We start from the raw sequence: 26655 nt of genomic DNA on the forward strand, positions 1-26655 counted from the left end.
TATGTTTGCCCGTCATGATTCGGGCTTGTTGCTGGAAGAAGCTGCTCATAAAAAAACGCCTCTGAATTCTTTAGGGGGAATTTAGGGGAGTTTTGGGTTTTTTGCAAAGGTCCTGACCTTGATGTCTGCAGCTTTTAATTAAGCCGCTCTGTTTTCTGCACCGGCAGGCTTGTTGGTGGTTTTAATCAATAAGGTCAGGAAGGCGGCAATCGCCAAGAATACGCCGGCAAAAGTCATGGCGTTGGCCGGATTCGAGCCCAAGAAGGTATCGTAAACCCAACCGAAAGTCACGGTTTCGATCAGCATTGGGATCACAATCATCATGTTCACAATACCCATATACACGCCGTAACGCTCTTTCGGAATCGAATGCACCACAATCATAAACGGCACACCCATCATCGAAGCCCAACCGATACCGAAACCAATCATCGGTACGAACATCAGATATTTGTTGCCGATGTGCGGAATAGTCAGCAACGCTAAGGCAGCCAATGTCACGGCAAACGCATGCACATATTTGGCGGCGTATTTTTTCGCCATCCACATCAGGCCGAAAGCGGAAATAAAGGTCACGATGTTGTAGAAACCGTTGACCAATCCGGTCCATGCCACGGCTTGTTCGTAAGCGGCTTTGTCGGTAGAAGTCGAGTTCCACACCGATTGCACGATACTGTGCGAAATGTATTGCCAGTAGATAAACAGCGCATACCATTGGAACAGGTACACCAAAGCCAATTGCCACAAAGCAAAAGGCATTTCTTTAATCGCAATGAAGATTTCAGCAATAGCAGATTGCTCTTTTTTCGCACGCAAGGCTGCCATCTCTTCGGCAGAAGGCTCGTGTTCAGGTGTAGATAACACAGTCACCAATACCGAACCAATCGAGCAGACGGCACCGATATAGAACGAACCGAACACCCAGTAAGGAATGCCCGCTTCTGAAGTTTGCTGCAACCAGCCGATTTGCTGAAAGATATACAGCGACACGTTGGCCAAGGTAATACCCAAACCGGTAAACACCGACTGCATCAAGAAGCCGCTGGCTTGTTGGTGTTCCGGCACAGTATCGGCGATGAAGGCGCGGAACGGTTCCATCGCGGTATTATTGGAAATGTCCAACAGCCACAACAGCAACACAGCCACCCACAGCGCAGTCACGTGCGGATAAATAAACAGACACAGGCTACAGCCGATTGCCCCGATCAAGAAATACGGACGACGGCGACCCAAGCCCGGAATCCATGTACGGTCAGACAGCGCACCGATGATCGGCTGCACCAGCAAGCCGGTAATCGGACCTGCCATATTCAGAATCGGCAATTGGCCGGGATCAGCATTTAAGAAACTGAAAATCGGGTTAATCGCGGTTTGCTGCAAACCGAAGCTATACTGAATACCGAAGAAACCGAAGTTCATCAGCATAATCTGGCGAAGCGTCATCGCCACTTGTGGGGATATCTTCATGAGAAGTTTACTCCTGACTAATTAATATACTGAAACAAAAAGTTTTTCAGAAAGCAGCTGTTGGCTGAGTACTGCTTTTTATTATGCCGCCCGCTCACTCGGGTCTGATTCGTTTGCTTACCACGAATTCTGTTTCAGACGGCCTATTTCCCCTACCGTCTATTTATCTTTCCGATATTTATTTCAAAGTGGTCACCGACTGGCGCCAAATGGTTTCCCCTACGACTTTCAACATTTGGCCGCTTTGTCTTACTTCTTCGGCAAACAGCATGTCCGCAGCCAGCGCACCCATACGCAAATACGGCAGCCCGGTGCTGGTTAAAGGCGGGAACAGGGTTTCGGCAATCGCGCTGTGGTTATCGTAGCCGGCCACCGAAATTTCTTCCGGCACCCGCAAACCGCGCGTACGCAAGATGCCGTACACCCGCACTGCCATTTCATCATTGCCGCAGCAAATCACCGTCGGAGGCTGCGGCAGGGCCAACAATTTCACAACAGCCTCAACCAAAGGCGTGCTGTCGTAACCAAAATCGGGATAGCCGGTCTGCACCAAACCGGTATCAAAAGCGATGCCGGCATCGGCCAAGGCTCGGCGGTAGCCTGCCACACGCAAAGGCGTGGCCTCAATGCCCGGCTGCAAGGTCAAATACGCAATACGGCTGTGGCCGTGGCGGATAATCTGGCGCACCAAATCATATTGTCCTTGCTCATCATCGGGTAAAACTGCAGGGGTACCGGTTTTATCGAAGCAGTTCACCAACACAATCGGACAGGCATGGCTGACATCAGGCAACACCACTTCCTGATGATATTGCGCCACATATAAAATGCCCTCGGCTCGGTGTTCCATAAAGGTGCGGATTAAAGGCTCGATGTCGGCTCGGTTGTCGATATCGGCGATCATCAAGGTTTTACCCTGCGCCCGTATGCTTTGCTGAATACCTTTCATCAAAAAGACATCGGGCAGACCATGAATGCGGTTGGCATCACCGACGCGCGAAATCGCACCGGTAATCAGCCCTACAATCCCCGAACGGCTGGAGCGCATTACTCTGGCCGCCGATGACGGGATATAACCCAAGGTCGCAATGGCTGTTTCCACTTTGGCACGCGTTTTGTCGCTGACCGGCGCATCACCATTAATCACCCGGCTGACCGTCTTAGGCGATACTCCCGCCCGAGCGGCAACATCGTAAATTGTAGCCATCTTACGACTTCCGAACCTGAGTTATTTCAATAATATTACGGAGAATAGCACAACAGACATCGATGTCATAACACTCTTTAACAAAACCTTGATGGGAATCAAGTAAAAACACTATTTTTCTGCATGTTATTTCAATATTTTTGCTTTTTAAAAGACTAAGTTATCCGCCTTTTAAAATTTTGTTACACTACACGTCACCACATGCGCACAATCATTGCGTTTTAAAAAGAGTTTACCTGATTTTATCAAAATGAATCTGATTATCACAATTTTGCAACAATCCCTACCTATGATTTGTTAACCTAGTATAATTTTATTTTCAGACAACAATTCAATGAGCTAAATAAATCAACTTTAAGCTGCTTGATTGAAGTTTGAGTGGATTTGTCCCTGCCGTTATTTAGAACCGAAGGATAAAATATGACGTTCTCCGAAGCGTGGCAGAAGCTTGCCGAGCATCAAAAAGCCACTGCCGACATTCACATGCGCGACCAATTTGCCGAAAATGTGCAGCGTTTTGACAACATGCACGAAACCTTACACGGTTTGTTATTTGATTACAGCAAAAACCGCATTGACGAGAAAACGCTTGTTCTTTTATGTCAATTGGCTGAAGCGGCCAAACTGCCCCAAGTCATGCAAGCCATGCAGCGTGGCGACAAAATCAACACCGGCGAACAACGCGCCGCCCTGCACACGGCTTTAAGGTCGCCTGAAAACACCGCGCCAATTGTAGTTGACGGCGAAAACATCATCCCCAAGCTCCATCACGAACTCGACCGCGCCTTGGCCTTTGCCGAGAGCATCATCAGCGGCGACCACACCGGCATCACCGGCAAACGCATCACCGATTTCGTCCACATCGGCATTGGCGGCTCGGATTTGGGTCCGCAGATGTGCGCACAATCGCTGTATGACTACCGCAAAAACGTACGCGTGCATTTCATCAGCAATTCCGACGATGCCGACATCGCGCAAAAGTTGGAAAAACTCAACCCCGAAACCACCGTATTCAGCATCGCCAGCAAATCCTTCGGCACGCCCGAAACCCTGCTCAACGCCCACGCCGCACGCGTGTGGTATAAAGATGCCGGCCTGCCCGAATCGGGCATCGCGCGCCATTTCTGCGCCATTTCCAGCGATGTCGCTGCGGCAGAAAACTTCGGCATTCCGGCCGAACGCGTGTTCGCCATGTTCGACTGGGTCGGCGGACGCTATTCGGTGTGGTCAACCATCGGCCTGCCCCTGATGGTGGCCGTGGGCGAAACGCGTTTCCGCGAATTTTTGAGCGGTGCCAACGCCATGGACGAACATTTCTTCAACGCCCCGCTGCGCCGCAATATTCCCGTATTGATGGCCTTACTGCACGTTTGGTACAACAATTTCTACGGTTCAGACGGCCACACCACCGTGCCTTACAGCCACAATATGCGCCGTTTCGCCAGCTGGCTGAACCAATTGGACATGGAAAGCTGCGGTAAAAGCCGCACCATTGACGGCAAAAAAGTCGGCCACAAAACCGGCGGTATCGTGTTCGGCGAAGAAGGTGTCAACTGCCAACACGCCTATTTCCAACTGCTGCACCAAGGCACGCGTCTGATTCCCGTTGACTTCATCGTACCGATGACCACGCCGCACCAAGTCGGCCGCCAACACCGCTTCACCGTGGCCAATGCTTTTGCCCAAGCCGAAGCGCTGATGAAAGGCAAAACGCTGGAAGAAGCGCGCGCCGAATTGGCCGACCTGCCCGAAGCCGAACGCGAAGCCCTCGCGCCGCATAAAGAATTCCCCGGCAACCGGCCGAGCAACAGCTTTTTGATTGACCGCCTGACCCCGTTTAACTTAGGCATGCTGATGGCCGCTTACGAACACCGCACCTTTGCCGAAGGCGTGATTTGGGGAATCAACCCGTTCGACCAATGGGGTGTGGAATACGGCAAAATGCTGGCAAAAAGCATCGAGCCTGAATTGAAGCAAAATGATGATTTGCCGCACGACAGTTCGACGAATGGTTTGATTCGTTTTTACCGCCAGTGCCAGCAAAGACTGATTCTTTGAGCCCTTTGCAAAACTTCATAGCCCCAAAAAAAACCAAAACTGCCGTCATTCCCGCGTAGGCGGGAATCTATCTTAGTATTTAAGAAACTTTTTTATTCAATAGGTTGCTTGGTTCAAAAATGGATTCCCGCCTACGCGGGAATGACGTCGCTTATGTGTGTTCTGGTATTCGAATGAATTTACAAAGATCTCCCTTTGTTTAAATACAAACCAGACAAAAAGGCCGTCCGAAAGAAAATCTTTCAGACGGCCTTTTCATTCATGTTTCAAACCAACACTGATTACACACCGCGCAACAATTCGTTCACGCTGGTTTTGGCTCGGGTTTGCGCATCGACTTTTTTCACAATCACAGCGCAATACAGGCTGTGGCTGCCGTCGGCAGAAGGCATGCTGCCCGATACCACCACTGAGCCGGCAGGTACGCGGCCTTGGTAGATTTCGCCGGTTTCGCGATCCAAGATTTTGGTCGATTGGCCGATGAACACGCCCATAGAAATCACGCTGCCTTCTTCCACAATCACGCCTTCCACGATTTCAGAGCGCGCGCCGATGAAGCAATTGTCTTCAATGATGGTCGGGTTGGCTTGCAACGGCTCCAATACGCCGCCGATGCCCACGCCGCCTGACAAGTGCACGTTTTTACCGATTTGCGCGCAAGAGCCGACAGTCGCCCATGTGTCCACCATCGCGCCTTCGTCGACATACGCGCCGATGTTCACATATGACGGCATCAACACCACGTTTTTGCCCACGAAGCTGCCGCGACGTGCCACGGCACCCGGCACCGCGCGGAAACCGGCGGCTTGGAATTCTTCTTCAGACCAGTCGGCGAATTTGGTCGGCACTTTGTCGAAATATTTGTTCACACCGTCGTTCAACACTTCGTTGTCTTGAATGCGGAAAGACAGCAACACGGCTTTTTTCGCCCATTCGTTGACTTTCCATTTGCCCACGCTCTCGCGCTCGGCCACGCGCAATTCGCCTGAATCCAACTGGCGCAGGGTTTCCAATACGGCTTCTTTGACTTCAGGCGTCATGCTGGTCGGGGTAATGTCGGCGCGGTTTTCAAACGCGGTTTCGATGATGTTTTGCAATGACATGTTGATTCCTTGTTAAGTAAGTTGAGGCCGTCTGAACACATAACATGATTTCAGACGGCCTGTTGCAATGTTCTGACGTATTATTTTGCCATGTAAACGCGGTTTCGTCAGCTATTACCGTGATTAGGCCGTCTGAAAAATTGGTGACGTTCTCATCATTCAAAGCGTCGTCCGCACTACTTCGCAACCAATGGGCTTCGGCAACGGCATGGCGTTTAGCCTGTGTAAGGCCGTCTGAAAATCATGAAATTCGATTTGCTCCGAACCAAAGCGCGCCAAGTGTGCGGTGTCTTGCTGGCAGTCAATCAATGCAATGCCTCGTTCCGCCAAATAAGGCACGGCACAGGCAAAGGCGATTTTGGACGCATCAGGCGCCAAGGCAAACATGGATTCGCCGTAAAACACACGCCCGATTTGCACGCCGTAAAAACCACCGGCCAGTTTCAGACGGCCTTGTTCATCAAGATACCAACATTCAAACGAATGCGCGTGTCCGATGCTCTGCAAACGCGCATAGGCCGTCTGAAACTCGGGCTCAATCCATGTACCGCTTTGCCCCGGCCGCGACACAGCGGCGCAATGGCCGATTACGGCGGCAAAATCTTGGTTCACGCTCACCACATAAGGCTTGTTGCGCAAGGTTTTGGCCAATGATTTGCCGATGTGGATTTTTTCGGGGAACAACACCGTGCGCGGTGCGGTGGCAAACCAGTAAAACAGCCCGTTTTCGGAAAACCACGGAAAAATGCCGCTGCAGTAAGCCGACAGCAAACGTCCTTCATCCAAATCCGCGCTCACGCCGACCAAGCCGTCGCAATGTGCCAACGCGTAATCAGGATTCGGAAAACGGTAATCTTGTGGCGGCAAAAAAGGAATGTTCATTTTGCTTAGGCTTGAAAAATTTCAGACGGCCTCACGTCATGATGAGGCCGCCTGAATGGAGAAGATAGCGGTTAGCGTTTGCTTTTGGCTTGGCAGTCAGCACAAATGCCGTACATATACAGCGCATGATCAACAATGCGATAGCCGTTTTCTTCGGCGATTTTGTCTTGCAGGGCTTCAATTTCCGGATTGTGGAATTCGGTCACCACGCCACATTTCACGCAAACAATGTGGTCGTGGTGGTCGCCTTTGTCCAATTCGTAAACCGCTTTACCCGTTTCGAAATGGTGGCGCTGCAAAATGCCCGCTTGCTCAAACTGGGTCAGCACGCGGTAAATCGTAGCCACGCCGATTTCAATGCCTTCGTCCAACAAAATACGGTACACGTCTTCGGCACTCAAATGCTCTTCGGCATGCGTTTCAAACAAGTCTAAAATTTTCAGGCGCGGACCGGTTACTTTCAAACCGCTGTCTTTCAATTGCGCAATATTGCTGAAATTTTCCATAGTATTCAATACCCCTGTGGTCTAATAACCGTTATAATACGCACTTTTAGGCCACTTGCCCACTATGAGATTATAAAGGTTTTCAATAAACTATCTTCATTATCTCAATACGATATCGGGGCAATCTTCCTAAATTTCCATTCTGAAGATGATTATCGTTTGCTTTTTAAACTTATTCAAGCGATGATGGCATTTTCTTTTTCCGATTTCAATAGAAAGGTACACCGTGAATAAAACCTTATGTCTGGCCCTTGCCGCCCTGCTGGGTTTGGCAGCTTGTTCTGCCGAGCGCGTATCCCTTTTCCCTTCTTACAAATTACAAGTCGTGCAAGGCAACGCATTGGATCCGCGTGCCGTTGTATCTTTGCAACCGGGCATGAGCCGCGACCAAGTGCAGCTGCTGCTGGGCACGCCTTTGCTGCAAGATGCCTTCCATGCCGACCGCTGGGACTACACCTTCAACACCAGCCGAAACGGCGTGATTAAAGAGCAATCCAACCTGACCTTGTATTTTGAAAACAATGCCTTGGTGAAAGCGGAAGGCGATGCCATCCAAAAATCCATCGAAGCATTGCAGGCGGAACAAAAAGCCGCAGCCGAAGCTGCCGCCCCAGCCGCACAATAATTTTAGGAACATTCATGACTGCATTAAAAGTGGCCATCGCCGGCGTCAACGGCCGCATGGGCAAAGTATTGGTTGAAGCGGTAAACAACCACCCTGATACCGTATTATCCGGCGCCATCGAACATTCCACTTCCGAAGCCGTGGGCTTGGATGCCGGCTTTGCCAGCGGCATCCAAACCGGTGTGATCATCACCGACGACGTGGATGCCGTATTGGCACAAAGCGATGTATTAATCGATTTCACCCGCACCGAGCCAACCTTGAAACACCTGCAAAAATGCGTGGAACAAGGAGTAAACATCATCATCGGCACCACCGGTTTTGACGAGGCAGGCAAAGCGGCGATTAAAGCGGCCGGTGAAAAAATCGGCGTGGTCTTCGCCGCCAACTTCAGCGTGGGCGTGAACCTGACTTTCCACATTCTCGATACCGTCGCCCGCGTGTTGAACGAAGGCTACGACATCGAAATCATCGAAGGCCACCACCGCCACAAAGTCGATGCCCCAAGCGGCACGGCCTTGCGCATGGGTGAAGTGATTGCCGATGCCCTCGGCCGCGATTTGAAAGAATGCGCCGTTTACGGTCGTGAAGGCCATACCGGCCCGCGAGACCCATCGACTATCGGCTTTGCTACCGTACGCGCGGGCGACATTGTCGGCGACCACACCGCCCTGTTTGCCACCGACGGCGAACGCGTGGAAATCACCCATAAAGCCAGCAGCCGCATGACCTTCGCCGCCGGCGCCGTGCGCGCCGCCGTATGGGCGCGCAGCCAAAAAGGTTTGTTCGACATGCAGGACGTATTGGGCTTGAAAAACTGATTGCCGGATATACCAAGGCCGTCTGAAACACGAATCAAAGTTTCAGACGGCCTTTTGTCAGATTGGCTGCCAAAAATCTTTGTATTCAGACGGCCTGCAATGTGGCTGATTTTGTTACAATACCGCCTTAATTAAACAGTTAGAACACGTTATGACTTCATCTCAAAACAGCGCGCTCACGCAGATTTTTTCGCACCGCATGCTGATCTGTATTTTCACCGGTTTCACCTCCGGCCTGCCGCTGTATTTTCTCATCAACCTGATTCCGGCATGGCTGCGCAGCGAACACATCGATTTGAAAACCATCGGTCTGTTTGCCTTAATCGGTCTGCCGTTTACTTGGAAATTCATTTGGTCGCCGGTGATGGACGCCGTGCGTCTGCCGTTTCTCGGCCGCCGTCGCGGCTGGATGCTGGTGACACAAATCGGCCTGCTGGCAACATTAATGGCCTATGCCTTTTTGAATCCGCATCAGCACATGGCGGTTATCATGGGCTTGTCAGTGGTGGTGGCGTTTTTCTCGGCCAGTCAGGATATTGTGCTGGATGCCTTCCGCCGCGAGATTCTGCCTGACAGCGAATTGGGCTTGGGCAATGCCATCCACGTCAATGCCTACCGCATCGCCGCTTTAGTTCCCGGTTCGCTCAGCCTGATTTTGGCCGACATAATGCCGTGGCACAATGTGTTCATCATCACCGCACTGTTTATGATTCCGGGCTTGTTGATGACGTTGTTTTTAGCGCAGGAGCCGCAATTGCCGCCAAGTGCACCGCGTACTTTCAAACAAACCGTGGTCGAACCTTTCAGCGAATTTTTCACGCGTAAAGGCGTGCGACAGGCGCTGCTGGTATTGGCATTTATTTTCCTTTATAAACTCGGCGACAGCATGGCCACCGCCTTGGCCACGCCGTTTTATCTTGACATGGGCTACAGCAAAACCGACATCGGCATCATCGCCAAAAACGCCGGCTTGTGGCCTGCGGTGATTTTCGGCATCATCGGCGGCATTTGGATGCTGAAGCTGGGCATCAACAAAGCCCTGTGGCTGTTTGGCTTGGTGCAGATTGTGACGATTCTGGGCTTCGTGTGGCTGGCCGGATTCGGCAAATTTGAAGTGGTCACCGCCACCGAACGCATCATGCTGGCCGGTGTGATTGGTGCAGAAGCTGTCGGCGTGGGTTTGGGCACAGCCGCATTCGTGGCCTATATGGCGCGCGAAACCAACCCTGCGTTTACCGCCACACAATTGGCGCTGTTTACCAGCTTGGCCGCCGTGCCGCGCACGTTTATCAACGCCACCGCCGGCTATCTCATCGAATGGCTGGGCTATGTGAATTTCTTCTGGCTGTGTTTTTTCCTGGCTGTCCCGGGTATGCTGCTGCTGTTTAAAGTCGCGCCTTGGAACGGGGAACACACGGAAAAACCCTCGGCTTAAATATCGAAATACCGCAGGCCGTCTGAAAATTTTTGGGGGTGCAGTTCATTTTTCAGACGGCCTTTTGTCTCCGAATCATACCGCATAAACCGCCTCTTCCCCTTAACGCAACATTACCGCTACAAAATATATAAAAAAGAAAGCACTATGCTTGAAGTAATTATGAAAATTGCCTATCTTACTACTTACCAGCTATGTTTTAGAATGAAAATTCTATAATCCCACGCAAATTTAGCCGCCCAAACGGCGGATGTCTCCCAACCCATAGAAAGAAGGTAGGTATGAAAAATATAGGTTTCGCGCTGATTGCAGCCGCTTTGCTGGCAGGCTGTTCTTACGGCCATAAAACGTTGGCCATCAGCGACAGCCAACGTGCTGCCATGGTGGAAGATTCCCGCCGCGTACAAGACGTCGAACGCGCCGAACGCGCCGAACGCCGCGCTGAACGCCGTCAGGAAATGATGGATGAGGCCGATGCCATCAACCGCGCATACAAAGACCGTAAAATCTACATCCTGCACTAATCCGTTTTCCGATTTTCAAATTCAACAGAGGCTGACAACATGATGAAAAAAAGTGTAACTGCATTGACCCTGACTGCCGTATTGCTGACCGGCTGCGCTACCGGCGGCTCAGTAGGAAATTTGGCTATCGGCGACGACTCTGCCGCCATCAAAGCCGGCCGCAACCGCCAAGAAGCACAATTGTCGCGTGCCGAACTGGAACAGCACCGCCGCCAACGTGCCAATGTTTCGGAAGAACTGGCACTCGAACGTGAAAAACGCAATAACAAACGCGACCAAATCAACGGCGCCATCGGTACTGCTTCCGGTGCGGTCGGCCTGGTCGGTGGCGTTGCCGCTACAGCGGCTGCCATTAAAGCCTGGTTCTAACCTTTCTCTATATCTGCAAAGGCCGTCTGAAATTATCCAGACGGCCTTTTAGTTTATTTGGTTCGGTTGTCAACAGAATCGGAAATGCGGCGAATTGACCTGCCCTACATTTTTTCAGACGGCCTCGGATGACAAGCAACCCGCTTAACCGGTTTTGCCGTTTTTATCCGGCGGCAATTCCACATCCGCCGGCTGCGCTTCAGGCGATTGGTTGTCTACTTCTACATTTGCCGTATGCTCTTCCGCCACTTTTTCTGCCTCTCCCCGAACTGCTTCGTTTGGCAAATCATCGCTTTGCTTGGTTTCTGGTTTTTCCTGCCCGGCCTTGTTCTGCTCCGCATACTCTTCCTGCACGCGCTGGCGAAAGCGCATACCGGCCAAGTGGTAAAACGGCCGCGGTGAAAATTGGCGCGAAACTTGTGAGGCGAAAATGCATACTATCAGCATCCAGAACAATAAATTCTGGCCGCCAGTCATTTCCATTACCACTACGCTTGAGGTAATCGGCGATTGGGTCGCGCCGGCCAAGAATCCGGCCATACACAGTAATACCACCACATTGATGCCGCTTTCCAATTGGCCGATGGCGGCAATATGCCCGCCCAACATCGCGCCGATGGTCAGTGACGGCGTGAAAATACCGCCCGGAATGCCCGCCCAATAAGAGAACACCGTCGCCAGCCATTTAGCTGCCGCCACACCTACCGGCGCATCGTACATCCTGCGCAATGCACCGGAAGCTTCGTGATAGCCCGTGCCGTATGTTTGGCCTTGATAGAGCGTACCCAAAGCCGCCAGCAACAAGCCCATAATGGCGGCCAGCATCAGCGGATGACGGCGAATCCAGCCACGGATTTTTTCCGGTGCATACGCCGCCGCACCTTTATACAGCATGCGTGCAAACAGGCCGCCGGTCACACCGCACAACAAACCTACCGCCAGCACCCAAGTCAGCATATTGTCCAATTCGCTACCGTGAAAGCCGGAAAAGTGCGGGTTATTGCCCTGAATGGCGACTTGAATAAAACCCGCTGCCAGCACGCCGAGCAGAATTTGTCGTTCCCAACGCAAAATCACGCCGCGCCCCAGCTCTTCAATGGCAAATACCACCCCGGCCAAGGGTGCGTTAAATGCCGCCGCCAAACCGCCGGCCGCACCGGCAGCCATCAAATCGTTTTCCTGCATACCTTTAAAGGCAAGATTGTGTTTCTTACACCATGAGCCCCACGCCGTCATTACCGCCGCACCAACCTGTACCGACGGCCCTTCACGACCGATGGACGCACCGGCCAGCATACCGAGAAAAGTCAGCGGAATTTTCAGCAGGGTTTGACCGAATGAAATCAACCGTGTTTTCTGCGCACCATACGGCAGACTCAATGATGCCAACACCTGCGGAATACCGCTGCCGACAGTATAAGGGGCATAACGGCGCGTCAACCATACAATCAGCGGCAAGCCGAGCGGCAAAACCACCCACGCAAACCAGGTATGTTTTTGCACCAAATGCGCATTCAGTTCCAGCGCATATTCGGCCATATGCGCAAACAGCAGCGCCGTCAGCGCCACCAGCGCGGAGCCTGCCAACAGAAACATGAACGATATGGTTTTGCGGGAAAGACGTTCGGTTTGTTTGAGTTTGTGGGCAATTCGATAGCCAAGGGATTTCTTTTTCGGCATGGTTTCGGCAATTTGAGTGGGATTGCAAACAGCATTACGTTGAGAAATAAAAGTATAGCAAGGATTGATGCCAACAGGTTTTCAGACGGCCTTTTCATTGAAAATAATGCTTTAGGCCGTCTGAAAATATCCACAGCGCTACTTTTTCAAAGAGTCTGTTGTTCAGGCAGCCTGAAAAAATTATGCCGCAAAGCATCTTGCCATTAGTCCGAATCGTTACTACAATCCTGCCAAATTAGTCATCATTCAGACCAGATATGAACCTTATCGACGATATCGGCCGCCTCATGGCAGGCTCAACCCGGCTTTACGAGCAATGGGCAAAACAATACGGCTTAAGCTACAACACGCTCGCGGTGTTATACGGCGTGGTGTGTTATCCCGACTGCACGCAAAAAACCATTTGCACGCATTGGAACCTGCCCAAGCAAACCGTTTTTTCCGCCTGCCGCCAATTGGCCGAACAGGGTTGGTTGCGCTTTTCGCCCGACCCCAACGACAAACGCGGCAAAACGCTGCATTTGACCGAACAGGGACAAACTGCCGCCCTGCCCGTCATCGAAAAACTGCAACACATCGAACAAGGCATTATTCGAGACTTCGGCGTCTCACAAGCCGAAACCTTTATCCAAGAATGGCAACGCTTTACCGAAATCGTTGCCCGACACACACAGGAACCGTAAACACGGCATGGATTTATTTGATTAGCGCAGGCTTGATGGAAATCGGCTGGCCGCCGGGTTTGAAACTCGCCCAACATCCCGGCTGGCGTTGGCAAGGTATTGCCTTGGCGGTCATTTTCATGGGCGTGAGCGGCTTTTTACTCTTTCTCGCGCAAAAAACCATTCCTATGGGCACCGCCTATGCAGTGTGGACCGGCATCGGTGCGGTCGGTGCATTTGCAGTCGGCGTAGTCTTTTTCGGCGACCCCGCTTCGTTCGGCCACCGGCTCGGCGCAGCGCTGATTATCTCGGGGGTGATTGTGATGAAACTCACGTCTTGAAGTTTTAATATTTTGAATCATAAACAAGGCCATCTGTTGTTCAGACGGCCTTTTCTTTAAATATCCTATCATTCTCATATGGCTCTATGATTCATCGTCGGCCATTAAATTGCCATGTCTCGCACAACCAAATAAGAAACAATTCCAAAAATAAATAAGATTTTCGCGTAAATCTTCTGTATCTATTGATACCGGTTTACCCTGCTTCAGTTTCTTTTCAAAATTTATCCAGCTCTTTTTGTTGATAAATAACATCTTCTGAAAAATTACGACGTTCTTCTTCTGTTTTGGCATTTTTTCAAATGAGTCTCTGCTTCATGTAGATATACTTTCGTTTGTTGAATCTCTTTTTCGAGATAATTCAACCAAACTTGTGGATATTCTGCATGAATGACAGGCCAAATTCCCTGCCAACTGTCATGCGGCGGATCATTCAAATCAATAAATTTCAACCATTGTGCTGAATCACCCAAATACGCATAGATACTGGCTAAATCTAAATCATCGGCATTGAGATGATGTTCTGCTTCGCTCAGGTATTGATAAGCTTCCGATCGGCGGCTTCTTAACAGTGCCAAATAAATTCGGTTCCGTACAATACGATATTCAACATCTTCTAAGCAAACATTAATTGCAGGCAGTTCGCAGGCAGTTGCAGTATGCTTTGCTAACTGCTCAAATAATTTTGCCGACTCTACCAACTCCCCAAGTATGGCTTTCGACACCGCTATATTGTTTTTTAAATGAATAAAATGCAGATATTGCAGCTCTTGCATATCCGCAGGCAAATGTTCTAATTTTTCCAAAGCTTTCTGACTATAAAAAATAATCTGGTGATGTGTTTCTTGGCTTAGGCGTACTGGATTATCCATATAATCCGGCTGAGTAAACAATATTTGAGCATAAGCTGCGTAGGGGTAAAATGATTGCGGATTAAGCAAAATCGCCTGTTTAATCAATTTGAGTCCTGATCTTTTTCACCGTATTCATAATACAGCCAATGCGCCAGATTGGTTGTTGATTCAATAGTATCTTTGGTTTCATAAGCTTTTCGCAAATAATATAAATCTTTGTGACCATCTACATTTTCTAAGTAATATAAAGCCAAAGCCGTCCATGCTTTCTCATCTTCAGGGTAACTGTGTACTTCATTTAACAATTTTGGCAAAAGATTGTTTTCATTCATTATTGGATTCAGCTTTCAAAAAAGATCTACTTGCATTATATACATAACAAGGCCGTCTGAAATTTCAGAAATTCAGACGACCTTGTTTATTCACACTAACATTACGAACGGTAATCCGCATTAATCGTCACATAATCATGCGAGAAGTCGCAGGTGTATACAGTGGTTTTGGCTTGGCCGCGGTTGAGGCTCACGCGCACGGTGATTTCGTCTTGATTCATCACGGCTTGGCCTTGTTCTTCGGTGTAGCTTTCGGCGCGGCCGCCTTGTTCGGCCACCAAGACATCGCCGAGCCACATTTTGATTTTATCGGTGTCCAAATTTTCGACACCGGCATAGCCGATGGCGGCAAGCAGGCGGCCAAGGTTGGGGTCGCTGGCAAAGAAGGCGGTTTTCACCAATGGCGAATGGGCGATGGCATAGGCCACTTTGCGCGCTTCGTCGCGATCGGCGGCGTTGTCCACTTCGATGGTGATGAATTTGGTTGCACCTTCGCCGTCGCGCACGATGGCTTGCGCCAATTCCAAGGCCAGCCCGCTGAGCAGGGCTTTGAGCTGTTCATAGCGCGGGTCGGCGATATTGTCGATTTGGCTTTGGCCGTTTTTGGCGGTGGCGATGATGACGAAGCTGTCGTTGGTGCTGGTGTCGCCGTCAACGGTGATGGCGTTGAACGACACATCGGCGATTTCTTTGGTCATCAGTTGCAAAACCGGTTGCGACACGTTGGCATCGCAGACGATAAAGCTGAGCATGGTGGCCATGTTGGGGTGAATCATGCCGCTGCCTTTGGCGATGCCGGTGGCGCGCACGGTGTGGTTTTCGCCGACTTTGCCTTCGCGGCTGGCAGCTTTGGGAATGGTGTCGGTGGTCATGATGGCACGGGCGGCCTCGCTCCAATGCACCGGTTTCACGCGCGGCAGGGCTTCGATGATTTTATCGGCAGGCAACGGCTCTAAAATCACGCCGGTGGAAAACGGCAGCACTTGGGTGGTTTTACAACCGATTTGGCGGGCGACGGCGGCGCAGACTTCCACCGCATCGGCGCGGCCTTGCCCACCGGTGCCGGCATTGGCATTGCCGGTATTGATGACCAGCGCACGCACGCCGTCCTCATCAAACAAATGTGATTTGGCGATGTACACCGGTGCGGCGCAGAAGCGGTTTTGCGTGAACACGGCACCGACGGCATTTTTGCCGGTGAGCACCATCAACGTCAAATCGTCGTGATTCGGTTTCTTCACACCGGCCTGACCGACAAATACCTGTACACCGTCGATATGCAACAATTCTCCTTCGTGTCGTTCGGAAAGATTCACTGCCATTTTCTTACTCCTTGTAGAAAATATTTTGGAACCGTTAACCAATGGCGCGATATGTCCATCTGCGCCTATTATTTTTCAGACGGCCTATTTGACGCAGAGGCCGTCTGAACCATCATCTATTGCATTCAAATGCCCATGAGCACCGGCACAATCAGCGCGGTCAGCACGCCATTAAGCGTCAAACCCAAACCGGCATACGCGGCCATGCGGCGGCTGTGTTCCATCGATACGGTAATCCCCATGGCGTGCGAAGCGGTACCCAGCGACATGCCGACAGAAGAAGGTTTGTGTACCGTGCCGACATGCAGCATTTTGTAGCCGGCCATCTGCCCGAACAAACCGGCAATAATCACGGTGGCTGCGGTAATCGCCGGAATACCGACGATGGATTTGGTGATTTCAATCGCAATCGGGTTGGTGACCGATTTGGCCGCCAAGGATAAGGTGACTTCCCCATTCGCGCCGAACCATTTGGCCAGATACACGCCGGTCACAATGCCGGTGACGCTGCCGGCCAGTTGCGACAACAAAATCGGCAACCACTGATTGCGGATTTTTTTCCAGTTCAAAAACAGTGGCACGGCCAATACCACCACCGTAGGCTTGAGCCAAAAATCGATATACTGTGCGGCTTCGTGATAAGCTTCGTAATCGATGCGGAACAGCTTCAAATACGCAATCATTACCACAGTGCTGATAAGTACCGGATTACACAACATATTGCCGGTGCGCACGCGGATGATGTTGGCCAAGCCGAACACCGCCAGCGTCAGAAACAGCAGCAAGCTCGGTGTATGGAAATTTCCATTACATCCACCTCCGCGTCCATTCGTGTACTTTACCTGTTGCCAGCAACACACACAAGGTGCTCAGCACCGCCGCCGTCAAAATCGGAAACCAGTCGTCGGCAATCAAATCTAAATAGCTGATGATGGCCACGCAAGGAGGCACGAGGAACAGAGTCAGATTCGCCATCAGGGTATCCGAAAGCTGCTTCACCCATGAGACCTTGACCCAGCCCAGTTTCAGCAGGCCGAACAAAACGCCCATGCCGACAATACTGCCCGGCAGCTTGATGCCGCAGGACAATACCCACAGCCCTCACCTACGGCCAAACAACCTAAAACGATGAGCAACGCACCGATGAAGTTCATGATAATCCTTATCCTATCCGCCGAATGTTTTGAGGCGGCCTTTGCATGAAGCTGCGACACGGAAGCCGCCTGCAATCCGCCATGTCATTCTTGTTCAAAGCAATGTTATTCCGGCTATCGTCATTGCTGCTGTTCTACCGGTGTGCCCCTGTCCCGCATACATTTATCATATAAGGCGGAATTAAATTTGCCGTATTTATATTTGCCGTCAAAGATCCGGTTCTCGGGCAGCAGAGCCAGATAGGAGCAATATTGGTCATTTCTCCACTTGAGATCCGGCGGTTCATATTGCGGAGAGCCGCTATCCTTCATACATTGATGAAAAAAATGATCATTACTCATTCCATTTTTACGATACTCATTATATATTCTATTTTCAGGCAGAAATCCCAATTCATTGCAATATACCGCATTTATTTTCCTATTTTCCTTCTGTGCCTCCGTTTCCTGCGCATAATAGGCCTTTTCCTCTTTATCGTAAGGCCTAGTGGCAGAGCCGTTATTCCACCAATAGACAAACCTTTTATCAAGAGTTTCAATCACAGAACAGGATGCTAGAAATACGGCAGCCGCCGTAGTAACGGTCAATTTTTTAAAACGGGTCTGCATGGTATTTTCTCCCTTCAAATTCAAAATAGCGCGTGCCTTTGGGCGTGGTCAAAATCTCGAAATCTTTGCCGCTTTGTGTGACTTGATTGGTTCTTGTATCCACAATCCTGGCTTTACCGTCGCGCCCTACGAAGTAAATATCGCCGTTTGCACCTTTGACCGTGGCCACAGGCAGCGAGGCATTGCTGTCATTTTCCTTAGTAGGCTCCGGCCAGATTTTGATATATTCATCATAGAGCGGATTTTCTATTTCCTTACCTTTGAATAAGATTTTGTTTCCTGCCGCATCCTGAATAAATTCCGTCGGCGCCTTTTCATCTCCGGTATAGCCACTGTGGGAATAGCCTTTGCCTAAGAGAAAACCTTTGCCCAAGCCGCCGGTGCTGGGATTGGCACCGACCAGGAAATGCACAAAGTCGGTAACGTTGCCGCCGGTAAGGAGCGTGGGGCTGATGCCTTCGCTGTCAACATAGTTGTTAGCTGTTAAGGAAAAATCATAACGCGGGATAAGGCCGTCTGAAAAGGGAGAAGCGCCATTGCGCTGCATTTTTAGGAATCCCGTTTGAAAACGGCCTTACCGTTTCAGATGGCCTGAAAGCCGAAAGAAACCGTCTGAAATACCAAACGGCATTCTTTACGAATGCCGTTTTGCACCTGCACTAAAATCAGCGATATGGGTTTTCCAAACCTTCGATCAAGGTCTTCAGATAATCGCGCAGCTGCTCTTCGCCGCAACCCATCAACAGTGCATCTTCAAACGCATCTTGTGCCATTTGATACAGCTCGCTCATGTTTTCGTCCATCACCTTCACTTTTTCGGTGCATGACACAATCTGACCGTCGTCGCCGTACCATTTCGGCATTTCGGGCATACCCATACTGCAATATTTCCTTGTTTAATTTAAAAAACGCGACGGATCGCTTTTCTTCACACGCCGGCCGAAAGCGTATTTCGAATTCCAGTATTTATTGCCCAGGCTGCTGATTTCGATCCTCTTTCCCGTTCGCGGCGCATGGATGAAACGGTTGCCGCCGATATAGAGCCCGACGTGGGAAATACGGCCGGGACCCATAGTCCGGAAAAACACCATATCGCCCGGCTGTAATTCGCTGCGGCTGACATGCACGCCTATTTTGGCCTGTTCGGCCGAGGTTCGCGGCAGACCCAAGCCCATGGCACGGCGGAAGATATGCTGCATAAAACCGCTGCAGTCAAAGCCGGTATTTGCAGAACTGCCGCCGTAGCGGTAGGCCACACCGAGCAGGCCCATGGCACTTTTAATCAATTCATCGGAGCTGCCCGATGATTGCTCGGCCGCAGGCGGATTCACGCGGACGGGAATAAGCGGTGTGCCGGTGTTGCTGTTGTCTTGATTAAATTGATTGAGAATCTGCTGCCGGTTGTTCAGCATATTTTCCAAATCATCGGCATGCGCTATGCTCATAGCGGAAAACAGCATACAGGCCGAAGCCAATAGCGCCGTTAATTTTGCAAAAAGGTTCATTCCTTACTTCCAAGTGTTCAGACGGCCTCTTTCAACCTGCTGATGCTCGGCCTGCTTGAAAAATTATCGACATACAGTAAAAATAACGGCAAGCTTAAAAGCTTGCAGTCATATGCAGCAGAAAGTCGGTATTTTCCAGATGAAGCGTGCGGCATCAACAAGCCCTATATGCCGTCTGTTTTATTATGTTATGCTGTATTTTAAATGTTATCTGTTTGATTGTATTAAAAAATCGCCCGCTTGGCAAAAAAGTAACAGTTATATTTCGTTAATATATTGTTTATAAACAAATTTTACAAAGCTGAAAAATAATCTGAAAAATGATGATGATTCCCACCCTGCTGGCGATGCGCGACCTTTCGCGTATGCGCGAAATTATTACCATTCTGACCAAACACGGTTTGGGCGGCTTTGTACAGCGCATTAAGCTCGCGCATCAGAGCGACCGCAAAAAAGCCGATCCCGACAGCCATTACTTGAGTACGCCGCGCCGGTTCCGCATGGCATTTGAAGAACTGGGTCCGACGTTTATCAAGCTCGGCCAAGTGTTGTCCACGCGTGTAGATATTTTCAGCGTGGAATGGATTGAAGAATTCGAACGGCTGCAAAGCAATGTGGCACCGATTCCGGTTACCAATATCCACAAGCTGATCGAATCGCAGCTGGGTCGGCCTACAAGGGAAATTTTCAAATCCATCCAGCCCCATCCCATCGGCAGCGCATCGATTGCACAAGTGCATCAGGCGGTGTTGCTCAACGGCGAAACCGTAGCAGTGAAAATCAAGCGCCCCGACATCGACCCCGTGATTCAGGCCGATTTGCGCATTTTCAACCACATCGCCAGCCTGATTGAATCGGAGATTCCCGAAATGCGCCGCTACCAACCGGTGCAGATGGTGCAGTATTTCGCCCGCAGCTTGGCCAAAGAAACAGATTTATCGGTCGAACTGCGCTATATGCAGCGTTTCGGCAAAACCTTCGAACTGAATGGGGCGGTACACATTCCCAAGGTTTATCCCGAATTATCCAACCGTCTGATTTTGGTGCAGGAACACATCAGCGATACCTTGCTGAAAAACATCGACATCAATACCCTTGAGCCGGAAGTGCGCAGCCGCTTGGCCACGCAAATCACCGATACCTTGTTTACCATGATACTGCAGCAAGGTTTCTTTCACGCCGACCCTCATCCCGGCAATATCTTCATCAATTCAGACGGCCGCATCACCTTTATCGATTTCGGTTTGGTCGGCCACTTAAGCAGCACGCGCCGTCGCGAAATCATCGATTTGATCAACGCGCTCGCCCACAAAGACCAATTCACCATGCAATATGTATTGAGCAACTGGGCGGAAGGAGAGTTGCCTGATGAAAACCTGCTCGGTGCCGATGTGCTGGAAATGCTGCTCAACTACGAACACACGCCGGTGCGCGATTTGCGCATCAGCCAAGTCATCAACGATATCACTCAAATCATGCGCCGCCACGCTCTGACGCTGCCGGGCGATTTGGTGATGCTTTTTAAAACGCTGATTACACTCGAAGGCGTGGTCAAACGGCTCGACGGCCAAATCGAGCTACTCGAGCGTGCCAAACCCATCGTCACCGATGCTTTTAAAGAACGCGCCTCACCCGAGCACATCCTGCGTAAAAGCAAAATCCATATGCAGACCCTGTTGCAAGCTGCTGACGACTTGCCGCAAAACCTGTTCCGTCTCAGCCGCCGCCTACAAAAAGGCCAAATGGGCGTGACGCTCGATTTCAAACGCTTCGATCAGCTCAGCCAACAAATCGATCGTGCCACCAACCGCCTGACCATGGGCATCGTCACCGCCGCGTTGATTATCGGTTCGTCCATCGTCATGAGCATAGACACCGGCCCCAAATTTATCGGCTTCTTCGGCTACCTGCTGGCCTTCGCCAACAGCTTGTGGATTATGTGGTCGATTTGGCGCTCTGGGCGTCACTGAGATGTATGGTGATTATGAGGCCGTCTGAACGTCATTTGCATCCAGACGGCCTTTTAAATAAACAACTATGAAAAAATTACGCTTCATAATTTATATTACCCAAGGGAATCTTTTGCAGAAATCTTTATCTAATCTCTATTTTAGCCTTCGTCTCCGATCGGCTTTATCCAATAAGAATAGAACCATTTCATGCAGAAAAAAGAATACTATTACGGTTTAGATCAATTGCGCTCCGGCCTCATGCTGATTGGGGTATTGATTCATACTGCGGCCTTAATCAACCCCTTTTACCAATGGAACTACGTCAGCCAATACCGCAATGAATTTATTCATGATTTGGTCTACATAACACATTTTTTCAGGATGGAAGCATTCTTTGTCATCGCCGGTTTTTTCTCTGCCATGGTGTTGATTAAAAAAGGGGCGGCTTATTTTATGGAAGGCCGTTACAAACGGGTATTGATACCTTTAATTTCTTCCATTTTATTGATTAATACATTTGAAGTTTGGTTTATCGTTCACCATGGCATCAAACCTTGGCAGGAAATCGGCATATCGGATTTCATCGTGCATTCGTGGTTTTTGTTGACGCTGATGATTTTGTCGATAAGTGCCTTATTACCGATCGACAAAATTTTAGACTGGTTTAACCGACGTAACATTTGGATACAAATATCCGCCATCATCATTTATATGCTTTGCCCTTATAGCATTAAATTTTTATTGTACTTTATCTTCCCTGAGCAAGAATTTCCGCTGGTTTATACACTATTTGATTATTTTATTGAACGAACGCTGCATTACAGCATCTATTTCTTCTTGGGCTATCAAATTTACCGCAGCGAATATCTGAAAAATTTATTACGCGACCAAACGGTTTTTAAAATTGTCAGCATGATGGCTTTGGTTTGTTTAATGTACCAATACAGCACGATTGGTGCCGTAGCAGAAACCAAGCCTTCCATTGTGATTCAATCAGCCAATCTGATTTTGAAACACATTACCGCATTGACGACTTCATGGGTTTTATTCAGCTTCTTTTTTAAAGCCCATTTCCGCCCTTCTAAAGCTTCTGCGTTTTTGGTGCGTTCGGCCATTATTATTTATCTCTTTCACCATCCTTTGGTGATCGTGATCGGCTACTATTCCGATATTGCCGGATTGACTTCAGCAGGCTATTTTTTCCTGGTGGCGATTTGCGTCTATCTATGGTCGTTTTTCATCTATTTCATTATCGACAGTAACCGCTATACACGCTGGTTGTTTGGCATTAAATAATCTTTTAGGCCAACACCTTTGCAAAAAAACCAAAACTCCTCTAAATTCCCTAAAGAATTCAGAGGAATTTTTTTATGAGCAGCTTCTTCCACCAACAAGCCCGAATCATGATGAGCAAACATATCGACAGCTACCCGTTGCTCAAAAGTATAGTCAAACACTTAATTTTCGACACCCAACACCCGTCCAAACAACACATCCGCATCATCCAACCGCCATTTCCGCCGCAACGACTTGACCGCCGCCCAGCAACGCTCAATCGGATTCAAATCAGGGCTGTACGGCGGCAGCCGCAATACCGTATGGCCTTTCTCTTCCGGCAACTGTTGTGCCTCACCCTTATGGAAAGCCGCATTATCCATAACCACCATACTGCCTTCAGGCAAATTCGGAATCAGCATCTGCTCAGTTCAAGCGTCAAATACCGCTCCGTTGACCGTACAGTCAAATAGCCCGACGGCAAATAAATTCCCTTCATACAACGCACCGATGCATTGGTTTGGTTGTGTCCGTGCCGGTCAAACAGCCCGTAACAGAGCCGTCCTTTGGCCGCATAGCCGTAAGGACGGCAGCTGCTGCGTTTGAAACCGCTTTCGTCCAGATAAATAATGGGATGTCGTTGGCTTTTATACGCTTGCAGCTGAGTTTTGAATTGTTAACGTACTTCTTCTTTGGCTTTGGGGTGTTTAAAGGTCTTTTTTTCGGCTGATGTTCCATTTTTTTAATGCCGCACCAATGGATTTGGCGGAGCAGCCGAAGCGTTGTGCACGTTCGTATTGGAAGTCGTCGGGATATTGCTCAACGTCTTGCATGGGTGCTTCACGATTGATTTTTCGGCATTTTCTGTCTTTAGGATAGGGGTTGGGTTCGGGATCTTGTATCCATGCGGACAAGGTGGCGCGGCCAATGCCCATTTCTTTGGCAACTTTGTAGATGGAGCGGTCTTGTTTGATTTTGCTTAAGGCCGGTTGGCGGAAGTCTGTTGAGTAGGTCATGGTAGGAATTATGACGGAAATTAAGGTGTTTGACTATAAGAAGGGGATTTACATAAATGAAAGGAATGCACTCCGACGGAGCGCAATATATAAGGCCGTCTGAAAACTTTCTTTTCAGACGGCCTTTATCCAACGCAAAGCGTCAGTTCAAACCATAATTAAATTATTACCATTGGTACAAGCCGCCGATACCCACGCCCATGTGGCCGCCGGTATTGGTCGAGAAATTACCTTTGATAATCCAGTTGCCGCCGTCGCTCATCGAAGATATGCCGATGGCCATGGCAGACTCGCCACCGTAATAACCGCTGCCGATACCGATACCGGTCGCTCCCGGACGGGTAACTTGCGGAATCGAGCTTTGGGCAATCGAACCGGCCACGCCTGCGTAGGCTTTCTTACCGACATTATCGATGTTTTGCTGTAACTGATTGCCCATACCGACCAACTGATTCACGTTCACCGCATCGGTACCGTTTTTACCCGGCGCAACATTGGTGATGGTGTTGCCGCCGTTGTTCAGACCGATAGGACTGAGGCTGACCGTATTTTGCGGATTGGCTTGGGTTGGCACCGCGATGCTTACACCATTGGTGTCAAGCACAGTACTGCCTGCATTTATACTGGTTACGGCCAAATCATCTTTAGTCGCCACGGTGTAAACAGTCTGGCCGTTTGCGCCTTTATGCTCAGTGACGGTCATGTTTTTGCCTTCAGCCACTTCGGTTTTCACCGCAGCCGCCGCTTTATTCAACTGGTTCACGTTTACCGCATCGGTATCCGCCTCACCCGCTTTCACACCGGTGATTTTGACCGGGCTGCCGCCGTTACCCTCAACATTAAGGTTCCCGCCGTTGCCGGTAATTTTCGGACCGTCGCTGCCAAGTTGCACCGTTGATGCGGTAACACTGTCAAACTTCACGTTATCAGCCGTCGCGATGGTGAAATCGCTGCCGCTGCGGGTGACTTTGATGTTGTTGCTGTCTTTGAAGTTGACTTCGTCGCCCGGGGTCACCAATTCGCCTGCGTCTCCGTTGGCTTTGGCGGTAAAACCTGCATTGTTGATTGCGGCGGCCACATCGCCTGCGGTTACCAGCTTATTGCCGTCTTCAACGCCCGGTTCGCCGACTTTGCCGTCGGTGCTGTTCAACGCTGCGGTATTGGCGGTCAGGTTGCCGCTGCCGTCCACTTTGATGGTGGTGCCGTCGGTTTTCGCCGCTACGGTGTACGTTTTGCTTCCGTCGGGATTCTTAGACGGCGTAACGCTGACGCCCCGGCCGCCTTCGACTTTGGCCGTTGCCGCCGCCTGCGCCTCTTTCAGCTGGCCCACGTTTACCGCATCACTGTCCGCTTCGCCTTTACCCACATTGGCAACCTTATTGCCCCCGTTGTCCAAACCGTCTTTGGTCAGGCTTACCGGATTGCCGTTTGCCGGCGTGATGACCGTGCCTGTGCCGTTTGTCACGGTGGTATTGCCCGCGCCGTCTTTAAACTCGGCAGAAGCAAGTTCTTTCAGCTCTTTGGAGAGTTTCACGTCCAACGTGTCGGTACCGTTGCCCACTACGCCGATATTGCCGTCTGAAAGTTTGGCTTCGTCCGCGCCGCCTTTCACATTTATTTTGCTGCCCAGCTTGCGGGTAAATTCCGTACCGCTGTCGCCTGCAAAAGTCAGCGGGCTGTTGACTGCATCGTTCAATGCAGTGACGGCATCGCCGACATTATTGACGGCCTTGCTGCTGCCGTCGGCAGGATTGGCCACGTTGTAAGTCGGTGCGCCGACCGTACCGTCGGATTTGACGGCCGAACCGCCGCCCAAGCTGTCGGCAATGCTTCGGGCATTGTTGAACAGCTGGCTGCCGTTGACGGCATCGGTACTTGCGGCATTAATGTCGCCTGCGGCAACATTGACAACCTTATTGCCTCCGTTGTCCAAACCGTCTTTGGTCAGGGTTACGGGTTTGCCTGCCGTGCCGTTGCTGACAGTAATGCCTTTGTCTTCTACTTTGGTATCGCCTGCGGTCAGGCTGCCAACCGTGATGTCTTTAGCCAGGTTAAACGTGACTTCGTCTTTGCCGGCTTCTTTGCTGACAACGATGTTGCCGTCGGTATTGTTCAAATCAACTGTTTCCGAAGCTGCAACATTGCTGCTGTTCGCACCTTGGGCGGTCAGGTTCCAGCCGGCGTTAGCCACGGCAGACACTTGTTTCAACTGGTCTTCCGTCGCCGCCTGGCCGCTGACGATGTTGTCGGGATTCCACGTTTTGTTGGTCAGGCCGCCGACGGTACCCGTGGTACCGTCGATGGTTACGGGGGATGCCGCGGTTTTGCCTACGGTCACTTTATCGGCCAAATCAAAGTCGATGCTGTTGTCGCCGACAGTGGTCACGATGTTGCCTCCCGCACTGCGGTAGGTTACGGTTTCTCCCAACTTCACGGTGTCTTCACTGCCTTGGCCGTCAGCAATCTTAAAGCCTTTTTCGATGATGCCGTGCAGTTGGCCGCCGTTGACGGCATCGGTACTTGCGGCATTAATGTCGCCTGCGGCAACATTGGCAATCTTATTGCCGCCGTTGTCCAAACCGCCTTTGCCCAGCTTCACAGGGTTGCCGGCCGCTCCGTTGCTGACGGTGATGCCGTCTGAATTGAAGACGCTGTCGCCTGCGGTCAAATTACCGTCCAATGTGATGTTGTTGAAAGACACATCGTCTTGCGTCTCAAACGTGAACACTTTGCCGGTGCGTTTCACTTTCAGGTTTTTGCCCGCTGCAAACTCGACTTCTCCACCCGCTTTCACCAACTCGCTTTCAGCTTCGTCGCCGTCGGCTTTGTTGCCGCCCGACTTGGCTTTCCAGCCCGAGTTGTTGATTGCGGCGGCCACATCGCCTGCGGTTACCAGCTTATTGCCGTCTTCAACGCCCGGTTCGCCGACTTTGCCGTCGGTGCTGTTCAACGCTGC

At 50.4% G+C, this 26655-nt stretch carries 27 protein-coding genes and 2 pseudogenes; 10 read left to right on the forward strand and 19 right to left on the reverse strand.

What is annotated here, in order from left to right; genetic code table 11:
* Positions 1-138: 138 nt before the first annotated feature.
* Together ACFPVS_RS10240 and ACFPVS_RS10245 are read right to left on the reverse strand one after the other, a co-directional pair.
* Complete coding sequence (locus ACFPVS_RS10240; RefSeq protein ID WP_123804801.1) at positions 139-1467, reverse strand: MFS transporter; 1329 nt, start codon at positions 1465-1467, stop codon at positions 139-141.
* A gap of 178 nt (positions 1468-1645) precedes the next feature.
* Positions 1646-2674, reverse strand: coding sequence for a LacI family DNA-binding transcriptional regulator (locus ACFPVS_RS10245; protein WP_378595738.1), 1029 nt, complete (start codon positions 2672-2674; stop codon positions 1646-1648).
* Between the two features lie 420 nt (positions 2675-3094).
* Here ACFPVS_RS10245 and pgi point away from each other — a divergent pair, with 420 nt between their 5' ends.
* Positions 3095-4732: a glucose-6-phosphate isomerase gene (pgi, locus tag ACFPVS_RS10250; protein WP_096294457.1), complete on the forward strand. Its 1638-nt coding sequence runs from the start codon at positions 3095-3097 to the stop codon at positions 4730-4732.
* A 281-nt stretch (positions 4733-5013) separates the two neighbouring features.
* Here pgi and dapD read toward each other — a convergent pair whose 3' ends face one another.
* The 3 genes from dapD to fur form a co-directional block, all read right to left on the reverse strand.
* Complete coding sequence (gene dapD / locus ACFPVS_RS10255) at positions 5014-5835, reverse strand: 2,3,4,5-tetrahydropyridine-2,6-dicarboxylate N-succinyltransferase (protein WP_096294456.1); 822 nt, start codon at positions 5833-5835, stop codon at positions 5014-5016.
* 159 nt (positions 5836-5994) lie between these two features.
* Positions 5995-6717, reverse strand: a complete 723-nt coding sequence (gene aat / locus ACFPVS_RS10260) for a leucyl/phenylalanyl-tRNA--protein transferase (protein ID WP_378595739.1) — start codon at positions 6715-6717, stop codon at positions 5995-5997.
* A gap of 71 nt (positions 6718-6788) precedes the next feature.
* Positions 6789-7232, reverse strand: coding sequence for a ferric iron uptake transcriptional regulator (gene fur, locus ACFPVS_RS10265; protein ID WP_269768615.1), 444 nt, complete (start codon positions 7230-7232; stop codon positions 6789-6791).
* Positions 7233-7449: 217 nt separating this feature from the next.
* Between fur and ACFPVS_RS10270 the strand changes: the two genes are divergently transcribed.
* The 5 genes from ACFPVS_RS10270 (at position 7450) to ACFPVS_RS10290 (ending at position 10997) form a co-directional block, all read left to right on the forward strand.
* Entirely contained in the window at positions 7450-7848 is a 399-nt protein-coding gene (locus tag ACFPVS_RS10270; protein WP_096294454.1) for an outer membrane protein assembly factor BamE, read from the forward strand.
* Between the two features lie 14 nt (positions 7849-7862).
* Positions 7863-8669, forward strand: a complete 807-nt coding sequence (gene dapB / locus ACFPVS_RS10275; RefSeq protein WP_096294453.1) for a 4-hydroxy-tetrahydrodipicolinate reductase — start codon at positions 7863-7865, stop codon at positions 8667-8669.
* 151 nt (positions 8670-8820) lie between these two features.
* The gene (locus ACFPVS_RS10280; RefSeq protein WP_199721232.1) at positions 8821-10104 is read left to right on the forward strand and encodes an AmpG family muropeptide MFS transporter; all 1284 of its coding nucleotides are present in this window, start codon (positions 8821-8823) and stop codon (positions 10102-10104) included.
* A gap of 281 nt (positions 10105-10385) precedes the next feature.
* On the forward strand, positions 10386-10628 hold the full coding sequence (locus ACFPVS_RS10285) for a hypothetical protein (RefSeq protein ID WP_378595740.1): 243 nt from the start codon (positions 10386-10388) through the stop codon (positions 10626-10628).
* Positions 10629-10670: 42 nt separating this feature from the next.
* Positions 10671-10997 (forward strand): NGK_0946 family protein, encoded by a 327-nt coding sequence (locus ACFPVS_RS10290; RefSeq protein WP_096296053.1) that lies wholly within the window; start codon positions 10671-10673, stop codon positions 10995-10997.
* Between the two features lie 273 nt (positions 10998-11270).
* Here ACFPVS_RS10290 and ACFPVS_RS10295 read toward each other — a convergent pair.
* Positions 11271-12677, reverse strand: a pseudogene (locus ACFPVS_RS10295) (chloride channel protein); the annotation flags it as partial.
* A gap of 257 nt (positions 12678-12934) precedes the next feature.
* Between ACFPVS_RS10295 and ACFPVS_RS10300 the strand changes: the two are divergent.
* Entirely contained in the window at positions 12935-13360 is a 426-nt protein-coding gene (locus ACFPVS_RS10300) for a MarR family winged helix-turn-helix transcriptional regulator (protein WP_096294451.1), read from the forward strand.
* On the forward strand, positions 13312-13680 hold the full coding sequence (locus ACFPVS_RS10305) for a DMT family transporter (protein WP_096294450.1): 369 nt from the start codon (positions 13312-13314) through the stop codon (positions 13678-13680). The genes ACFPVS_RS10300 and ACFPVS_RS10305 overlap by 49 nt, the downstream gene beginning before the upstream one ends.
* Before the next feature lie 266 nt (positions 13681-13946).
* On the opposite strand, the gene ACFPVS_RS10310 is transcribed toward ACFPVS_RS10305, so the two are convergent.
* From ACFPVS_RS10310 to ACFPVS_RS10350, 9 genes and pseudogenes are all read right to left on the reverse strand, one after another.
* Entirely contained in the window at positions 13947-14639 is a 693-nt protein-coding gene (locus ACFPVS_RS10310) for a hypothetical protein (protein ID WP_096294448.1), read from the reverse strand.
* The gene (locus ACFPVS_RS10315) at positions 14636-14866 is read right to left on the reverse strand and encodes a hypothetical protein (protein WP_096294447.1); all 231 of its coding nucleotides are present in this window, start codon (positions 14864-14866) and stop codon (positions 14636-14638) included. Before ACFPVS_RS10315 ends, ACFPVS_RS10310 begins: the two co-directional genes overlap by 4 nt.
* Before the next feature lie 101 nt (positions 14867-14967).
* On the reverse strand, positions 14968-16188 hold the full coding sequence (gene argJ, locus ACFPVS_RS10320) for a bifunctional glutamate N-acetyltransferase/amino-acid acetyltransferase ArgJ (RefSeq protein ID WP_096294446.1): 1221 nt from the start codon (positions 16186-16188) through the stop codon (positions 14968-14970).
* Between the two features lie 125 nt (positions 16189-16313).
* Positions 16314-16973 (reverse strand): LrgB family protein, encoded by a 660-nt coding sequence (locus ACFPVS_RS10325; RefSeq protein ID WP_233572209.1) that lies wholly within the window; start codon positions 16971-16973, stop codon positions 16314-16316.
* A gap of 22 nt (positions 16974-16995) precedes the next feature.
* Positions 16996-17342 (reverse strand): annotated as a pseudogene (locus ACFPVS_RS10330) (CidA/LrgA family protein).
* 120 nt (positions 17343-17462) lie between these two features.
* The gene (locus ACFPVS_RS10335) at positions 17463-17951 is read right to left on the reverse strand and encodes a hypothetical protein (RefSeq protein ID WP_096294445.1); all 489 of its coding nucleotides are present in this window, start codon (positions 17949-17951) and stop codon (positions 17463-17465) included.
* Entirely contained in the window at positions 17935-18498 is a 564-nt protein-coding gene (locus ACFPVS_RS10340) for a hypothetical protein (RefSeq protein WP_096294444.1), read from the reverse strand. The genes ACFPVS_RS10335 and ACFPVS_RS10340 overlap by 17 nt, the downstream gene beginning before the upstream one ends.
* A 118-nt stretch (positions 18499-18616) precedes the next feature.
* Entirely contained in the window at positions 18617-18829 is a 213-nt protein-coding gene (locus ACFPVS_RS10345; RefSeq protein WP_096294443.1) for a hypothetical protein, read from the reverse strand.
* 18 nt (positions 18830-18847) lie between these two features.
* Positions 18848-19456, reverse strand: a complete 609-nt coding sequence (locus tag ACFPVS_RS10350) for a C40 family peptidase (RefSeq protein WP_096294442.1) — start codon at positions 19454-19456, stop codon at positions 18848-18850.
* A 323-nt stretch (positions 19457-19779) separates the two neighbouring features.
* Between ACFPVS_RS10350 and ACFPVS_RS10355 the strand changes: the two genes are divergently transcribed.
* Together ACFPVS_RS10355 and ACFPVS_RS10360 are read left to right on the forward strand one after the other, a co-directional pair.
* A complete protein-coding gene (locus ACFPVS_RS10355) occupies positions 19780-21426 on the forward strand; it encodes an ABC1 kinase family protein (RefSeq protein ID WP_096296052.1) in 1647 nt (548 codons plus the stop codon).
* A 189-nt stretch (positions 21427-21615) separates the two neighbouring features.
* On the forward strand, positions 21616-22704 hold the full coding sequence (locus ACFPVS_RS10360) for an acyltransferase family protein (protein WP_096294441.1): 1089 nt from the start codon (positions 21616-21618) through the stop codon (positions 22702-22704).
* On the opposite strand, the gene ACFPVS_RS10365 is transcribed toward ACFPVS_RS10360, so the two are convergent.
* The 4 genes from ACFPVS_RS10365 to ACFPVS_RS10380 form a co-directional block, all read right to left on the reverse strand.
* Positions 22674-22865 carry a hypothetical protein gene (locus ACFPVS_RS10365; RefSeq protein ID WP_123804787.1) on the reverse strand — a complete coding sequence of 64 codons (192 nt, stop codon included), beginning with the start codon at positions 22863-22865 and terminating at the stop codon, positions 22674-22676. The two genes, ACFPVS_RS10360 and ACFPVS_RS10365, sit on opposite strands and share 31 nt — an antisense overlap.
* A complete protein-coding gene (locus ACFPVS_RS10370; protein WP_269768614.1) occupies positions 22866-23105 on the reverse strand; it encodes a transposase in 240 nt (79 codons plus the stop codon).
* A gap of 285 nt (positions 23106-23390) precedes the next feature.
* A complete protein-coding gene (locus ACFPVS_RS10375; protein WP_096294440.1) occupies positions 23391-23699 on the reverse strand; it encodes an IS630 transposase-related protein in 309 nt (102 codons plus the stop codon).
* 166 nt (positions 23700-23865) lie between these two features.
* Positions 23866-26655: YadA family autotransporter adhesin (locus ACFPVS_RS10380; protein WP_378595741.1), on the reverse strand; the 2790-nt coding region annotated here is incomplete at its 5' end.

The sequence above is a fragment of the Neisseria weixii genome (genome assembly GCF_042658245.1).
Classification (GTDB): domain Bacteria; phylum Pseudomonadota; class Gammaproteobacteria; order Burkholderiales; family Neisseriaceae; genus Neisseria; species Neisseria weixii.

Excerpts from the sequence above, each read along its gene's own strand:
- ACFPVS_RS10240 (WP_123804801.1), bottom strand. The coding sequence starts at position 1,467 with ATGAAGATATCCCCACAAGTGGCGATGACGCTTCGCCAGATTATGCTG.
- ACFPVS_RS10245 (WP_378595738.1), bottom strand. The coding sequence starts at position 2,674 with ATGGCTACAATTTACGATGTTGCCGCTCGGGCGGGAGTATCGCCTAAG.
- pgi (WP_096294457.1), top strand. The coding sequence starts at position 3,095 with ATGACGTTCTCCGAAGCGTGGCAGAAGCTTGCCGAGCATCAAAAAGCC.
- dapD (WP_096294456.1), bottom strand. The coding sequence starts at position 5,835 with ATGTCATTGCAAAACATCATCGAAACCGCGTTTGAAAACCGCGCCGAC.
- aat (WP_378595739.1), bottom strand. The coding sequence starts at position 6,717 with ATGAACATTCCTTTTTTGCCGCCACAAGATTACCGTTTTCCGAATCCT.
- dapB (WP_096294453.1), top strand. The coding sequence starts at position 7,863 with ATGACTGCATTAAAAGTGGCCATCGCCGGCGTCAACGGCCGCATGGGC.
- ACFPVS_RS10280 (WP_199721232.1), top strand. The coding sequence starts at position 8,821 with ATGACTTCATCTCAAAACAGCGCGCTCACGCAGATTTTTTCGCACCGC.
- ACFPVS_RS10285 (WP_378595740.1), top strand. The coding sequence starts at position 10,386 with ATGAAAAATATAGGTTTCGCGCTGATTGCAGCCGCTTTGCTGGCAGGC.
- ACFPVS_RS10290 (WP_096296053.1), top strand. The coding sequence starts at position 10,671 with ATGAAAAAAAGTGTAACTGCATTGACCCTGACTGCCGTATTGCTGACC.
- ACFPVS_RS10300 (WP_096294451.1), top strand. The coding sequence starts at position 12,935 with ATGAACCTTATCGACGATATCGGCCGCCTCATGGCAGGCTCAACCCGG.
- ACFPVS_RS10305 (WP_096294450.1), top strand. The coding sequence starts at position 13,312 with ATGGCAACGCTTTACCGAAATCGTTGCCCGACACACACAGGAACCGTA.
- ACFPVS_RS10315 (WP_096294447.1), bottom strand. The coding sequence starts at position 14,866 with ATGAATGAAAACAATCTTTTGCCAAAATTGTTAAATGAAGTACACAGT.
- argJ (WP_096294446.1), bottom strand. The coding sequence starts at position 16,188 with ATGGCAGTGAATCTTTCCGAACGACACGAAGGAGAATTGTTGCATATC.
- ACFPVS_RS10335 (WP_096294445.1), bottom strand. The coding sequence starts at position 17,951 with ATGCAGACCCGTTTTAAAAAATTGACCGTTACTACGGCGGCTGCCGTA.
- ACFPVS_RS10340 (WP_096294444.1), bottom strand. The coding sequence starts at position 18,498 with ATGCAGCGCAATGGCGCTTCTCCCTTTTCAGACGGCCTTATCCCGCGT.
- ACFPVS_RS10345 (WP_096294443.1), bottom strand. The coding sequence starts at position 18,829 with ATGGGTATGCCCGAAATGCCGAAATGGTACGGCGACGACGGTCAGATT.
- ACFPVS_RS10350 (WP_096294442.1), bottom strand. The coding sequence starts at position 19,456 with ATGAACCTTTTTGCAAAATTAACGGCGCTATTGGCTTCGGCCTGTATG.
- ACFPVS_RS10355 (WP_096296052.1), top strand. The coding sequence starts at position 19,780 with ATGATGATTCCCACCCTGCTGGCGATGCGCGACCTTTCGCGTATGCGC.
- ACFPVS_RS10360 (WP_096294441.1), top strand. The coding sequence starts at position 21,616 with ATGCAGAAAAAAGAATACTATTACGGTTTAGATCAATTGCGCTCCGGC.
- ACFPVS_RS10370 (WP_269768614.1), bottom strand. The coding sequence starts at position 23,105 with ATGCTGATTCCGAATTTGCCTGAAGGCAGTATGGTGGTTATGGATAAT.
- ACFPVS_RS10375 (WP_096294440.1), bottom strand. The coding sequence starts at position 23,699 with ATGACCTACTCAACAGACTTCCGCCAACCGGCCTTAAGCAAAATCAAA.